The following is a 13,605-nucleotide window of genomic DNA, read 5'->3' as shown; positions in this document are numbered from 1 at the left end:
GGTGAACGCCCAGGCAATTCATCTCCTGCAGTCGATATCGGATTCAGATATCGACTACCGTTCTCACGGATGCACGGCGGTCGAGCGGAGGCGGAGTGATGGCTACTGGGGCAGTGAACGACGGGTTGGCGCGTCGACTCGGTGTGTTTGATGCGGTGGTGATCGGTCTCGGGTCGATGATCGGCGCGGGGATCTTCGCCGCTCTCGGCCCCGCGGCGGCCGCCGCAGGATCTGGCCTCCTGATCGGCCTGCTGGTCGCGGCGGTGGTGGCGTACTGCAACGCGGTCGCCTCAGCGCGATTGGCGGCGCGATACCCCCAGTCCGGCGGAACCTACGTCTACGGGCGTGAGCGCCTCGGACCGTTCTGGGGCTACCTGGCCGGATGGAGCTTCGTAGTCGGCAAGACGGCCTCGTGTGCGGCGATGGCGCTGACCGTCGGCGCGTACGCGTGGCCGGAGCACGCCCGCGCGGTCGCGGTGGCCGCCGTCGTCGCGTTGACCGTGGTGAACTGCCGCGGGGTGCAGAAATCGGCGATCCTAACGAGGGGGATCGTCGCTGTGGTGCTCGCTGTACTCACTGCGGTGGTGATCTCCGCGATCGGGGTCGGCGCCCTCGACGCGGGCAAGTTGGCGATCGGTTCAGATGCGACCGTGTACGGGGTGCTGCAGGCTGCGGGGTTGTTGTTCTTCGCCTTCGCCGGGTATGCGCGGATCGCGACGCTCGGCGAAGAGGTCCGCGATCCGCAGCGCACGATCCCGCTGGCGATCCCGACGGCGCTGGGCCTGGCGTTGCTGGTCTACGCGGCGGTCGCTACGACGGCGCTCGCGGTTCTCGGTCCGGCCGCGATGGCCACATCGATCGCGCCCCTCACCGATGTCGCCCGGGCGACCGGAGTGCCCGGGCTGGTGGTAGCTGTTGCGATCGGAGGTGCTGTTGCGGCGCTCGGGTCGCTGCTGTCGCTGATCCTCGGCGTCTCGCGCACCACCCTCGCGATGGCCCGCGACGGACACCTGCCCGCTCCGCTGGCGGCGGTGCATCCGCGGTTCCAGGTGCCGCACCACGCCGAGATCGCCGTCGGAGTCGTCGTCGCTGCGCTGGTGCTCGCGGTCGACGTGCGCGGGGCGATCGGCTTCTCCTCGTTCGGCGTCCTGCTCTACTACGCCATCGCCAACGCATCAGCGTGGACGCTCAGCCCCGACGAGGGCCGGCCCGCGCGACTGATACCGATCGTCGGCGCCGGCGGATGCGTGCTCCTCGCGTTCACCCTGCCCTGGCAGTCCGTCGCGGCCGGAGCGGTGGTGGCAGGGCTCGGTGCCGTTGTCTACGTGATCCGTCAGCAGCTCACGGGCAGGCGAGACGAGGTTCGGTAGGGTGCCCGACATGGACCTGGTGCGCGACCTTATGCGAGGCGCCGTGCCGGTCCACGTCCTGCATCACGCCGCCGAAGACGGCGGTGTCTACGGCGCGTGGATGGCCGAGGAACTTGCGCACCACGGCTACCGCATCTCACCCGGAACCCTCTATCCGCTTCTGCAACGCCTCGAAGAAGGCGGACTGCTCAGCTCAGCGGAGCATGTCGTCGACGGGCGGGTGCGACGCGTCTACACAGCCACTACGGCCGGCGTCGAGGAACTCGCTCGCCTTCGCGCCGTCATCATTGAACTGTCCGAGGAAATTCGGGACCGCTGAACCCTGCACCTGGATACCCATCCGCTTCGAGTGTGCTTCTGCGATTGGGAGATTGGGCCTAAGGTTGCGGTGCGTCCACGAGCAACTTGGCGTGACGCTCGGCAAAGATGGTGTCCGCGATTTTGAGCGTCACTGCCTAGGTGGTGGGATGATGCTGGTGTCCTGGGGTTGAAAAACGTGAGCAGCTGGGAGCCTGCTGATGCCTGGATCCGGATCGTCGATGTCGAAGGTGGAGCTGTTCGCGGCGATCCGCCGTGACCTACGCGACGGAGTCTCGCGTCGGACGATCCAGACGAAGTACCAGGTCAGCTGGCACACCGTCGACGAAGCCGCCGGGTCGGCGTGGCCGACCGAGCGTAAGCGGTATCCGCGCCGACAGTCGAAAGTTGACCAGTACGCCACGGCGATCGACGCGATCCTGCTCGCCGATCTCGACGCGCCCCGTAAGCAGCGGCATACCGTCCGCCGGATCCACACCCGCCTGATGGACGAGCACGGCATGACGGATGTCTCCTACGCGCGGGTGCGCGCCTACGTCGCCGAGCGCAAGCCACAGATCGCCGTCGAAGCCGGACGGGCACCAGCGGCGGTGTTCATTCCGCAGGTGCACCGCCCCGGCGAGGAAGCGGAGGTCGACTTCGGCGAGATCAGCATCAAGCTCCGCGGAGAGCTGGTGATCTGCTACCTGTTCTCGCTGCGCCTGTCGTATTCAGGGAAGGCGGTCCACCGGGTCTCCATCTCCGCCGGCCAGGAGGCGTTCTTCGAGGGCCACGCTCACGCCTTCAACGTGCTCGGCGGGGTCCCGACGAGGCATATCCGCTACGACAACCTCAAAGCCGCGGTCGCGGCGGTGATCGGGTTCTCCCGGGCCCGCACCGAGTCGCAGCGGTGGACTGGCGTGCGGTCGCACTTTGGGGTCGAGCCGTTTTACTGCCAGCCCGGCGTGACCGGCGCTCACGAGAAGGGCGGTGTGGAGGGCGACATCGGCTGGTTCCGCCGCAACCACCTCGTCCCCGTTCCGGAGGTCGACTCGATCGACGAGCTCAACCAGTTGATCGACGCCTATGACCAGGCCGACGATGCCCGGCGGATCGGGGACCGGATACAGACGGTCGGGCAGATGTTCGCCACCGAACAGCCACTGCTCGCCGCGCTGCCGGACAGCGAGTGTGAGACCGGGACCTGGTTCACCTCACGGGTAGATCGCTACGCCCAGGTCACCGTCCGCACCAACCGCTACTCCGTCCCCGTCCGGCTCATCGGCCGCCAGGTGCGGGTCCTCTTGCACGCCTCGCACCTGGAGGTCTTCGACGGCCGCACCAACATCGTGGCCCGTCACGAGCGGCTGCTGGCCAAGGGCGGCACCCGCCTCGAGCTCGACCACTACCTCGAAGGACTGCTCCGCAAACCCGGCGCCCTACCGGGTGCGACGGCGTTGGAGCAGGCCCGCGCCGCCGGGAAATTCACCCCGATCCACGACGCCTGGTGGGCCGCCGCCCGCAAAGCCCACGGGGACCAGACCGGCACCCGAGCCCTCATCGAGGTACTCCTTCTGCACCGGCACATGCGGCACGAACAGGTCGTCGCCGGCCTCGCCGCAGCGCTCTCCGCAGGGGCGCTCACCGCCGACGCCGTTGCCCTGGAGGCCCGCAAAGCAGACACCGACCCCAACACCGCCGAGGCGGCCGTTGATCTCGACACCCCCGCAGAGCAGCAGGGTGTCATCTCGCTGACCGCGCACCGCCTCGCCTCGCTGCCTCCGGATACTCGTCCGCTTCCTTCCGTCGCCGCCTACGACCAGCTCCTGCGCCACCGGCCTGCCGAATAGGTCGCCACCCCGACCGAGACCTCACATCACCTGGGAGATTCCGCTGTGACTACTGCCCGCCGTTCCGGACTGACCGAACAAGCCGCTGACGCCGCCATCGACTCCGCCTGCCGCATGCTGCGGCTGCCGACGATCCGCTCACACTTCACCGACGTCGCCGACGACGCAGCACGGGATCAGATGTCCTATCGCGCGTTTCTCGCTGAGTTACTGATCTCCGAGTGCGATGACCGGGCCCGACGACGCTCCGAACGACGGATCAAGGCCGCGGGCTTCCCGCGGGAGAAGTCGCTGCGGATGTTCGACTTCGACGCCAACCCGAACATCGACCCAGCGACCATCCACACCCTCGCCAAATGCGACTGGGTCCGCAAAGGCCTACCGCTGTGCCTGATCGGCGACTCCGGCACCGGCAAGAGCCATCTACTCATCGCCCTGGGCACCGAGGCCGCGATGGCCGGCTATCGCGTCCGCTACACCCTCGCCACCAAACTCGTCAACGAGCTGGTCGAAGCCGCCGACGACAAGCAACTCACCAAGACCATCAACCGCTACGGCCGCGTCGACCTGCTGTTGATCGACGAACTCGGGTACATGGAACTCGACCGCCGCAGTGCCGAGCTACTCTTCCAGGTCCTCACCGAACGCGAGGAGAAAAACAGCGTCGCGATCGCCTCCAACGACAGCTTCGGCGCCTGGACCAAAACCTTCACCGATCCCCGCCTCTGCGCCGCGATCGTCGACCGGCTGACCTTCGGCGGGAACATCATCGAAACCGGCACCGACTCCTACCGCCTCGCCCACACCCGCAACCGACTCACCGACGGAACCGCAGCGCCTGCCGAGTGACGCTCAAATTCGTGAACATTCCGAGCCCGATCCCGCCCTCAGTGACGCTCAAATTCGTGAACAAGTGACGCTGACATTCGCGCACCTAGCCATCGGAGGTGCTGCGGTTCTTCAACCAGATCGACGTCGCAGTACTGTGTGGTCCGTCGGTGCACGTCGTGCTCGACGATCTTTCCCGCACCCGAGACCCCTGAGATTCAGAAGTGGTTGTCACACAGGGATCGTCGCCGCTGCCATCTGCACTTCACGCCGACCTCGAGTTCCGGGTTGAACCCCATCGAGCGATGGTTCAAAGAACTCACCGATAAACGACCACGCCGCGGAACGTTCAGCAACGTCGCCGCCCTCGCCGATGCCATCACCCACGTGGCACAGCACTGGAACCTTGATGCCAAACCCGTGACCTGGAAAGCCACCGCAGAATCCATCATCGAGAAAGTCCAACGAGAACGCGACACCCTCAACCACATCAAATCCCAGACACACCACTAGCTCTCACCCTGGCGACTGAATCACGACCTTGCCAACTTCCAGAGGGGCTCCCCGCCTCGTGCTGCCGGAGGATCTCCGGAGCCAGATCGTAGACGGAGTTCCCCGGCCTATAGCGATGAGCGATCCGTTGCCATCGCGACGGATGAGACGGACGGTCCCCGTAGGTCCAGGGTGCGTGCCCGCTTGAGACCAGCAGTTTGGTGAGCCAGCGGAGTTGCTCGCGGTAACACGTGCGCTGCAGGCCAGCGGGTGACCCTACCCCGTATCCCAGCAGCACTGCCTTCGTGTCTGCCTTGCGCACCGCCTGTTCGATCTCACGTCGTCCCTCTGCCCACGCCAGGGAGAGCGGCTCTGTATCCAGAGACCGAGAGGTAGGTAGCTCCGCTGCATACAGATTCACGATCTCGAACGAGTCGCAACCGAGTTCTACGGATATCCCTTCAACACGCGCGCGTGTGATGGACCCCGACGGTCGGACGACTATGAAGCACTGCAACCAGCCGACCACCGATGTTGCGCGTTTCCATCATCATCCACCTCGTCTGCAAGCCTGGAGACTTCGCCTATCGGCGTCGTCCCTCTCTTGACGGTCCGTGGCCACGTCCTACAGGTCCAGTCTCGCATAGGAGGCGCGGTGCGAGAACATGAAGATGGACCAGCCGCAAGCAGGTCCACCGCAACCTCGCTAGATGGGTCTGTCGTCAGGAAATTTCCGAGCCGTCGGACGTTGGTTCCCGATCCGGTTAGGTCGTGGTCGTTGGATCGTTGGCAGCCTGTTCGAACCGTGGCTGACGGCGCTCGGATTGCGATGGCCTGAGATTTCGTAGGCGGGTTCGCGGAGGAACCACGCGTCGTCGTGACCCGTGGGTAGGCAGGCAAGCTGCAGCCCCGGGGGCTGACGTGGTGTTGTCAAAGATGGCAACCCGGATTTCTGCGGACATGCCCTGTGATCTGCGGTGATGTCACCTACTTTGACATCGGGGTGGTGTGGTGGGTGGTTGTGATCATCTATCGCGGGGTTTGTTGTCAATCTTTGTCAGGTCTCTACAGTTGAGATGCAGGGAACTTGAACCAGTTGTGCATCTATTTGCACCAGCTTGCGAGTCGTTGACCTGGTCATTTTCGGAATCTGCTGGTGCAAATACTGGTGCAAGTAGAAGTCGGGTCGCTGACAACGTACACACCCGACAGCCGGTCCGATGATGTTGGCGGATCCCACGACCGCTGACAACGTACGCAGTTGCCAATGGCCCCTCCTGGGAGGGATCGAGGCCTGACCGCGTGGTGCCTGAACTGTGTCGCGCTGACGTGTTCTGGATCGGGGACGCAGGCGTTCACGTTGCAGACGTCGTATTCGGTTCATCGTGGTGCCTGTGGCAGCCGATCAGCCGGCCGCTCGCTGTCGCCATTCGACCAAAAGCTTGCGGGATACGGCGTCGATGATGTCGAATCTCAATCTCCGTAACGCGCCAGACACCCGCTTTGGGGATGTGAATAGGTGCCTTTGCCCGACGCGGCGGGGACATACCGTGACGTGCCTAGCGGTGATGCTGCGCAATCCACACGGGAAGCGTCTCTCCGAAAGGCGCCCTGCAGTGCAATAGTTTTGGGAAACTTCGTGCTCTATCCCGGTCGCTGTCTGGCCGGTCGTGAGGCCGCTGCACGTAACTGAAAAGATCGGCGCTGCACGGAGTGCGTGTTTTAATGTGGTCAACCCCGATGGCGGGGACAAAGCCGTGTATCTGGAGGTGCACTCACACCAGCGAAAGACAACTGTGTCTGGTCGACATTCTGTGTCGTTCCCAAAAACCGAAAACACCAGGCGGCTCTAGTTTGGACGACTAGCCGCCTGGCGCTTCGATTCGAAACCCTTCAAGGAGGGATATGTCTATATCAGCGTGCGCACAGCACGATGTCAAGCGGAAGCAGCAAACAGCTTCTTCGCCTGCGAGACAGCAAAAGTTGCGTGAAGTTGTATGGCGCCGCCGTGCCGATGACGGCAGCGAGCTCACGTTCGATCCCATCGCGATCACCCGAGATGAAGCGGGTGCATTTATCCCCATGCGCCGGGTGGCGCAGTCGACCAGCAGCCGCAACATCACAGTGAATGTGTGGTCCCAACTCGACACGTGCGTTCATGAACTCGAGTCGGGTCTCGAGCACGATCTGCATCGCCGCCTCGATCGGCCGGGGACATCACAACATGTGGTGCCGCAGCCGCTGCGAGTCGTTCTGCCGAGATCGGGGACACACACACCTGACTTCCTGCAGGTGACTGATGGGGGTGTCCGAGTGTGGGACTGCAAGCCGAGCTCGCTGGTGGATGACAGCGTGGAGCAGTTGGCTGCCGAAATGGGTGAGGCTACCGCCGCGGTCGGCTGGTCCTACGCTCTGTTCACTGGCATGACGATTGAAGAGCGCATCAATCTGATGTGGCTGAACGGCTACCGCGTCCACACCACGATTCGTGGGTACTCAATGTGCCCGTGGGTAGCTACCCACCGGCACGCAGTCCTGGCAGTAGCAGCGCAGCCGACCACGCTGGGAGCGTTGTTCGACCTCGACGACGGCAGCGGCGAGATCATCTCCACGATCTGGCATCTCGTCGCGACAAGCGCACTCGTCGTTGACCTCACCGTCCGGTTAACACCAGAGAGCACGGTGAGTGTTGCATGAGTGCACGCACTACCCTGCGCATCGGCGAACGTGTCCTGCTGGCCGACGGTATAGGGATAGTCACCGACTACTGCCCTACCGGTTTCGAGATCATGTCAGCGAACGGCACCAGCCGCCAGATCGGGTGGGCATCGTTCGGCGAGCTGCGTGCGATGACAGGGCCGACAGCAGCCGTGCCCGTCCACGCAGACCTAGAACCCTGGTGGAGTGGCCTGCCGCAGGATGCCCGCGACGACGCGCTCGCGAAACTCGAAATCGTTCATCTCATCGTCCACGGCTACCGTGACGGCCACCCTGCATTGGCCCGACCAGACGAACCGTTACGTCCTTTCGGACCCGTCCACGGTGAGTCACTGAACACACAGGCAGATGCTGCGGCCCTCATGCTGCGAGAGCAGGCACGCCACAATCCGACCACATCCAAAAACCTTGCATACGGGCACATCACAGCGCTCCCGGGGTCGCGAGACACAGTCAAACGATGGGTCAGACAGTGGAAACGTGACGGTGTGCGAGGGCTCGTCGACCACCGAAAAACACGAGGAAGCCCGGCCTTCGACCGTGTCCCCCAACAGTTTCGAGACCACGCGTCGCGTGAGGTCGCAAAACTCAACGGCGACCCATCCCCGGTCAGTGTCAAAGAGATCGACCGGCGTGTGCGTGTGGCACTACGACGCGACGGTCTCGACGGACTCCACATCCCGCAACGCGCAACACAAAGTTTCCTCGCCGAATTGATGGCGAGGCGAGGCAAATCCTCACGCGCACAACGCTCCGACCGCTTGCGGGAAGTGTCCGGACACACCGAATACCCGGCCATCCGGCCCGGACAAATCGTCGCGATCGACGCCACTCGCTGCGACAACCTCGTCCTGGACCAATACGACGGCACCGCCCGCAGCGTGGAAATTCTGACAGCAATCGACGTGGCAAGCAGAGTGGTCCTCGCATGCCGTGTCGTGCCCATGTCGGCGAACGGCGTCGATCTGCGGTATTTGATCTACGACATCCTGCGGGCCTTCCACATGGTAGTGGACGGCACAACAGTCACCGACTGGCGGTGGGCCGGGCTGCCCTCCGCCCTCGATCTGACCTATGCGCACGTCAGTTTCCCCGGGCCGGGCCGGACACGCAAAACGGTGAAGGGTAGCCCCCTCGACGGTGTGCATCTCATACCGTCGTTGTGGCCCGACGGGTTCCGCGTCGACCGCGGATCGATCAACATCGCTACCGATACCCAACTACTCCTCGCCGAACTCGGCATCGACCTGCTGCCCAACCGCGGCGGCAAATCCAACGACAACGCCCATATCGAACGCTGGTGGGAAACGCTGCAAGCGTGCTTGCAGAGCATTCACGGCTACAAAGGCCGCAACAGCACACAACGCGGCAGGCTCGTCGCCCGTGAACCACTGGTCACCTGGCGCCAACTGCAGGAGCATCTACGTAAGTGGATCGCGTTGGACTACCACCAAGACTGGCACACCGGGATCGTCCTACCCGAGATGGAAGGAGCTCGACTCTCCCCTCTCGACGCCTTTGACGCCATGCTCGCCGCCAGCGGCCGCATCGACGTCCCCCAGCGCCACGACCTTCTCTATCAGCTACTCCCCGTCGTATGGCTGACCCCCAACCACACAGGGATAGAACACCGAAACCTCGTCTACAGCGCCCCAGTCCTCGACAACTATCGCAGCACCTACACGGGCCAATTCAGGCCCGAGGATCGCGCCATGCCGTTCTTCGTCGACGACAACGATCTCTCTCAGTTGTGGTTCGACGATCCCGACACTGACCAGATACACGACATTCCGTGGCGCGGGCGCGACAAAACGTTGGCGCCAATGACGTCGAAAGTCGTTGAACGAGCGCGCGCCCGCATCCGGGACCGAGGCGGCAACAACGCGTTGACCATCCGCACTGCTGAAACAAACATCCTCGAACAACTCGAAGAACTCACCGATCAACGCCACGAACCCGACATTGCACGAACACTGTTCGCCGCTGAAATACGTTGCACCGCGTCACAACTAGAGCACGCTGCGGCGCAAGCCGCCCGGCCGCAGGGAGCCGGACCGCGCTCAGTTGACGGCACGTCCGCGGCAACCGCATCCGACTCTGTTCAACCGTCTTCTGCAGTTGCCGATCAGCCTGTCGTCGACCTCGACGCCACCGCCATGTGGCCCGACTACATCGGACTCGATGACACCCCGTGAAAGGACCGCCCGATGGACGCCTACGACCTCCACAAGTTCGCAGCCACCGCACTACCCGCCCCACCAGCCCTCGCCGACGTTCCTGTCAACGCCCTCACCAACGATCAGCGTCGCATCATCACCGGCTGGCTGGGCTACCTGTACCTGCCCACAGCCACCACAAAACGCATGGAAACCCAACTGCGGTCGGTCATAGAACGCAACTCATGTAGCCGGCCCGGTGCCAAAACGATCCCCATCGTCACCGCAATCAACGGCATGGGCAAATCAACGATGATGCTTGAGCTGTGCCGGCAGTTCTACCTCCAGCAGATCCCCGCCCAACGGCTGATAGTCGGCACCCTGCCCACCTTCAACCCGCAGCTCGGTGTGCACGCCGCGCACATCCCTATCGTGTGGCTCAACGTCGGCTCCGCCGACGGTAAAGGGGACCTCGACGCCGCGATCTGCGGATTCTTCGGATTGCCGATCACAGGCTCGAAAGGCGCGTGCTCGGCACGCGCGCTACACGCACTGCGAACACACAAAGTCAAGATCGTCGTCATCGACGACGCCCACCTACTGCGCACACACAAAGTACTGGGCCGCCAGTTGCTCGACCACCTGAAAGTCCTTAACACCGAACTCGGCGTCCTGGGAGCAACGATGATCATCGTCGGCGCCGACCTAGAGGGCAGCGACATCGCCGACGATCCTCAAATCGCCTGCCGATCAACAACATTCACAATGAACAAGTACGAGACCACCACCGATGAAGGCCGTGCAGCCATCCAAAGAATCCTCGCTGATCTTGAACAATTGCTGCTGCCCAACATTCCCGGCATCACACCACACCTGTTGTCCCGAGTCCTCGCCGGCCCGATCACCGGCCGGGTAGGTGGCCGACACGGTGACATCATCAAACTCGTCGTAGACGCTTGCTCGGATTACATCGCCGACGCAACGTCACCATCGTTAACCGCCGACGTCATCGCCAACACCGTCATCACCGATCGCGCTCGAGCCGCCCAGCACCGCCGTCAAGCCGCCACAACGAAACGGAGCCGCCGTGCTCAGGAGGCAGTCGCATGATCCTGCTACCCACACGACTCGATCCCGAACCGGGAGAATCACTCAACAGCTTCGTTGCCCGGCTCGCCCAGCGCAACAGGGTACCGATCTCAACGATCACAGGCGCAGGACAATTTGTGATGCACCCCAACCTCGCCACGGTGAACAACATCAGCACCGCATCAGGGCTACCCGCAACAATCGTTCGATCCATGGCTGTCGACGCCATACCCGGGTTCTCCGTCTGCGAGCCGATGGAACTGAACACCTCGCGCCGCCAGTTCTGTCGACAGTGCAGCGACGTGTCCGAACTTCGAGAGTGGTATCTGCCAGTTACATTCGCATGCCGCCGCTGCCGCGTACTCCTCACCGACGGCACCAGCGAGCAACGAGAACTCAACGCCAACACAATGGCAATCCAGTACGAAATCTTCGACTGTGCCGCACGCGCTCAATCCGGTGACACGTTCTACCGCACCATCTTCCGCTGGTTCGGCAGACTCTATCGTGATGCGAGGGGACTAGCCGAACCCCAGTGGCCGCAATTGTCCTCCGACACCACCACACTCCTGCCCGAGCTGTCCGTCTCCACCGCGCCGACCCAACTCGCCCGCTGCCAACAGATACCGATACACCCGCCGACCTTCGCGCTCGCCGCAGTAACACTGTGGCGGCGCGCCACAATGGAGGTCATTAGCCGCAACAGCAACGGACCCATAGTCAACATCCTCGACACACCTACTGCTCGAGCCCAAATAGCGGCAAGCCACATCACCAGACGAATGCTCGGAACAACTTTCCAGCGACCGGTCACACGGTCGCCGACCTCGCTCTGCTTAACTACCTGTACGCCTACTCGATACCTGGCGATAGCCTTGTGCCGCTGCCATTTCCAAGTCGACTACCCCGTTCACCGATTCCTTTAGACGACCTCGAGATCGCCGTGTTAGCGCGCTACAGCGCCAGCACACAGCCCGGAAACTCGCCATGACGATCCGACCGCTACCCGTCGCGCTCGACCCACGCCCTGGCCAAGACATCGACAGCTATCTGGTCACGCTCGCAGCTGTCAACGGCATCGCTAGCCGCGATATGACCCACCTGGTCAGCGACGCCGCATCGGTGACACTTCGAAACACCCGGAGCTCACCCACTCGCCACGCACCAGATCCAGCCATCATGTCGGCCATCAACCTCCTGACCGGCCAACCCGAACCACGTCTACGCGCAATGTCGCTGCTGCGGTACGCGCCATCCTCACAGGTGGGCCCGGGAACACTGCTGCCGTGGAAACCGCGCGTGGGCTGCCACATCTGCCCCCGCTGCATTGCCGAGCAACCCACTGTGCGGCCGCTGTGGTGGCACGTACCGCACGCAACTATCTGCCCCTGGCATCACTGCCTATTGCACCAAACGTGCCCACACTGTCACCAACGCTTCCGCATCAACACGACACCAGCACTGCCCGACGACCTCCAGCGTTGCGACAACCGCTACTCCGGAAGCGGAACCACCGTCGTCACCTGCGACCAACCACTCGCCGACCTCACCGTTATGTCGGTTTCCGACGACGAAATCCGCGCCGCCGCAACCCTCTTCGACGCCACCCACGCAGAGAAAATCATAATGTGGGGTCAGCCAACACGGCCCCACGACTACCTGCTCAACGTGTACTCGCTGACGGTACTGCTCACCCATCTCGCCGCCGCAGGAGCAGCCGAGGACCGTCCCTGGACGCCCGCTGTGCATCAGCAACAAAACGGCAGAGGCACAGCGCGACAACGACTGTCGCAGTCACCACTGCACGATGTCGCCGCACGTAGTCGTGTCCTCACCGAAAGTGTCGGCATCCTGGACCACGCCGAACCCGACTCCGCCGCCGACTATCTCGCCGCCCACCTCCACCGGATCCCCTCCGACAAGGCCGGCCCGTTGGCATGGATTGCCGGGCATACGCACCTGACGAAGACAACCTCCCGGCTGACGATCAAGGCGATCGCACCCAAACGCACGGTGTCCTTCCAGCTCGCCACACTGCTGCCCCCCATCAGCGTGCCGGCACACGCAGTGCCCCAATGCATTCCACAACACCTCTACGAGCAGTATTTCGCTGACACGCTCGGCGTACTCGACACCACCGGACGAGTTTTCGTCGCCCTGTGCTGCGCACGCCGCCTGCCCGGAGTGCGCAGTTGGGAAGATGCCGGACTCATCTTGGGTATCGATGCGGCCAGCGCAGTGCGAATACCGATGAATGTCTCGCCACGGATGCACATCTCAACCACCGAGCTCGTGAACCGAGTCGCAGCCGTCGGCAACCATCTCGACGCGACTACCAACTACCGGCGACGCGAAGCGCACGTCACCACGCTGCACGAGACCCCCGAGTTGTGGTATCCACGCTGGCAGAAACGGTTTGCCCGGCACGGCACACCACGCACCGGCATCGCCAATGCCTGTGAATGGCATTGGCAGTACTACGCGTGCGGCAAGCCCTACGCACAACCGTGGACCCACTCATGGGACAGCCAGCGCTGCTACCGATTCCACCTGTGGTGCCGCACACTCGGCAAACAGGTTCGGCCGGTCATCAAGCTGCCCCCGCAGCGCACAGACTCAACCACAACGACGTGACACAGCCGCGCACAACACATTGGGCCGCACACCACCGACCCGCACTAGCCCTATCACACAGCGCCGACAGCCAGCACGTTATCCACACCTTCGTCCACTGCCCTGCATCACTCACCGAACATTTCGCTGTGTGCCCTTAAAGTGAGAGCCGGACCCGCACGATGCGGGTCT

At 63.3% G+C, this 13,605-nt stretch carries 11 protein-coding genes; 10 read left to right on the top strand and 1 reads right to left on the bottom strand.

From position 1 onward, the window contains the following. Positions 1–98: 98 nt before the first annotated feature. From GOOTI_RS05315 to GOOTI_RS27205, 5 genes are all read left to right on the top strand, one after another. Positions 99–1,370: an APC family permease gene (locus tag GOOTI_RS05315; protein ID WP_007237546.1), complete on the top strand. Its 1,272-nt coding sequence runs from the start codon at positions 99–101 to the stop codon at positions 1,368–1,370. Positions 1,371–1,389: 19 nt separating this feature from the next. Beyond that, positions 1,390–1,689, top strand: a complete 300-nt coding sequence (locus GOOTI_RS05310) for an Rv3488 family transcriptional regulator (protein ID WP_039993498.1) — start codon at positions 1,390–1,392, stop codon at positions 1,687–1,689. Positions 1,690–1,888: 199 nt separating this feature from the next. Continuing rightward, entirely contained in the window at positions 1,889–3,517 is a 1,629-nt protein-coding gene (gene istA, locus GOOTI_RS05305) for an IS21 family transposase (protein WP_039993492.1), read from the top strand. Positions 3,518–3,562: 45 nt separating this feature from the next. Beyond that, on the top strand, positions 3,563–4,366 hold the full coding sequence (gene istB / locus GOOTI_RS05300; protein ID WP_007237543.1) for an IS21-like element helper ATPase IstB: 804 nt from the start codon (positions 3,563–3,565) through the stop codon (positions 4,364–4,366). A 267-nt stretch (positions 4,367–4,633) separates the two neighbouring features. Next, positions 4,634–4,858, top strand: coding sequence for a hypothetical protein (locus GOOTI_RS27205; protein WP_007237542.1), 225 nt, complete (start codon positions 4,634–4,636; stop codon positions 4,856–4,858). A 1,893-nt stretch (positions 4,859–6,751) separates the two neighbouring features. On the opposite strand, the gene GOOTI_RS24655 is transcribed toward GOOTI_RS27205, so the two are convergent. Then, positions 6,752–7,030 carry a hypothetical protein gene (locus GOOTI_RS24655; RefSeq protein WP_007237540.1) on the bottom strand — a complete coding sequence of 93 codons (279 nt, stop codon included), beginning with the start codon at positions 7,028–7,030 and terminating at the stop codon, positions 6,752–6,754. Between the two features lie 147 nt (positions 7,031–7,177). Here GOOTI_RS24655 and GOOTI_RS05290 point away from each other — a divergent pair, with 147 nt between their 5' ends. The 5 genes from GOOTI_RS05290 (at position 7,178) to GOOTI_RS05270 (ending at position 13,434) form a co-directional block, all read left to right on the top strand. After that, positions 7,178–7,534, top strand: a complete 357-nt coding sequence (locus GOOTI_RS05290) for a hypothetical protein (RefSeq protein WP_138985174.1) — start codon at positions 7,178–7,180, stop codon at positions 7,532–7,534. After that, complete coding sequence (locus tag GOOTI_RS05285; RefSeq protein WP_007237538.1) at positions 7,531–9,750, top strand: hypothetical protein; 2,220 nt, start codon at positions 7,531–7,533, stop codon at positions 9,748–9,750. Before GOOTI_RS05290 ends, GOOTI_RS05285 begins: the two co-directional genes overlap by 4 nt. A 12-nt stretch (positions 9,751–9,762) precedes the next feature. Beyond that, positions 9,763–10,821 (top strand): AAA family ATPase, encoded by a 1,059-nt coding sequence (locus GOOTI_RS05280; RefSeq protein ID WP_007237537.1) that lies wholly within the window; start codon positions 9,763–9,765, stop codon positions 10,819–10,821. Next, entirely contained in the window at positions 10,818–11,726 is a 909-nt protein-coding gene (locus tag GOOTI_RS05275; RefSeq protein WP_007237536.1) for a TniQ family protein, read from the top strand. Before GOOTI_RS05280 ends, GOOTI_RS05275 begins: the two co-directional genes overlap by 4 nt. 61 nt (positions 11,727–11,787) lie before the next feature. Beyond that, positions 11,788–13,434, top strand: a complete 1,647-nt coding sequence (locus GOOTI_RS05270) for a TniQ family protein (RefSeq protein WP_007237535.1) — start codon at positions 11,788–11,790, stop codon at positions 13,432–13,434. Positions 13,435–13,605 lie beyond the last annotated feature (171 nt).

The sequence above is a fragment of the Gordonia otitidis NBRC 100426 genome (genome assembly GCF_000248075.1).
In the GTDB taxonomy this organism is placed as follows: Bacteria; Actinomycetota; Actinomycetes; order Mycobacteriales; family Mycobacteriaceae; genus Gordonia; species Gordonia otitidis.
This window is presented reverse-complemented; position numbering and strand designations above follow the sequence as displayed.

Coding starts and splice junctions, on each gene's coding strand:
- GOOTI_RS05275 (WP_007237536.1), top strand. CDS start 10,818: ATGATCCTGCTACCCACACGACTCGATCCCGAACCGGGAGAATCACTC.
- istA (WP_039993492.1), top strand. CDS start 1,889: ATGCCTGGATCCGGATCGTCGATGTCGAAGGTGGAGCTGTTCGCGGCG.
- GOOTI_RS05280 (WP_007237537.1), top strand. CDS start 9,763: ATGGACGCCTACGACCTCCACAAGTTCGCAGCCACCGCACTACCCGCC.
- GOOTI_RS05315 (WP_007237546.1), top strand. CDS start 99: ATGGCTACTGGGGCAGTGAACGACGGGTTGGCGCGTCGACTCGGTGTG.
- GOOTI_RS05270 (WP_007237535.1), top strand. CDS start 11,788: ATGACGATCCGACCGCTACCCGTCGCGCTCGACCCACGCCCTGGCCAA.
- GOOTI_RS05285 (WP_007237538.1), top strand. CDS start 7,531: ATGAGTGCACGCACTACCCTGCGCATCGGCGAACGTGTCCTGCTGGCC.
- GOOTI_RS24655 (WP_007237540.1), bottom strand. CDS start 7,030: ATGCAGATCGTGCTCGAGACCCGACTCGAGTTCATGAACGCACGTGTC.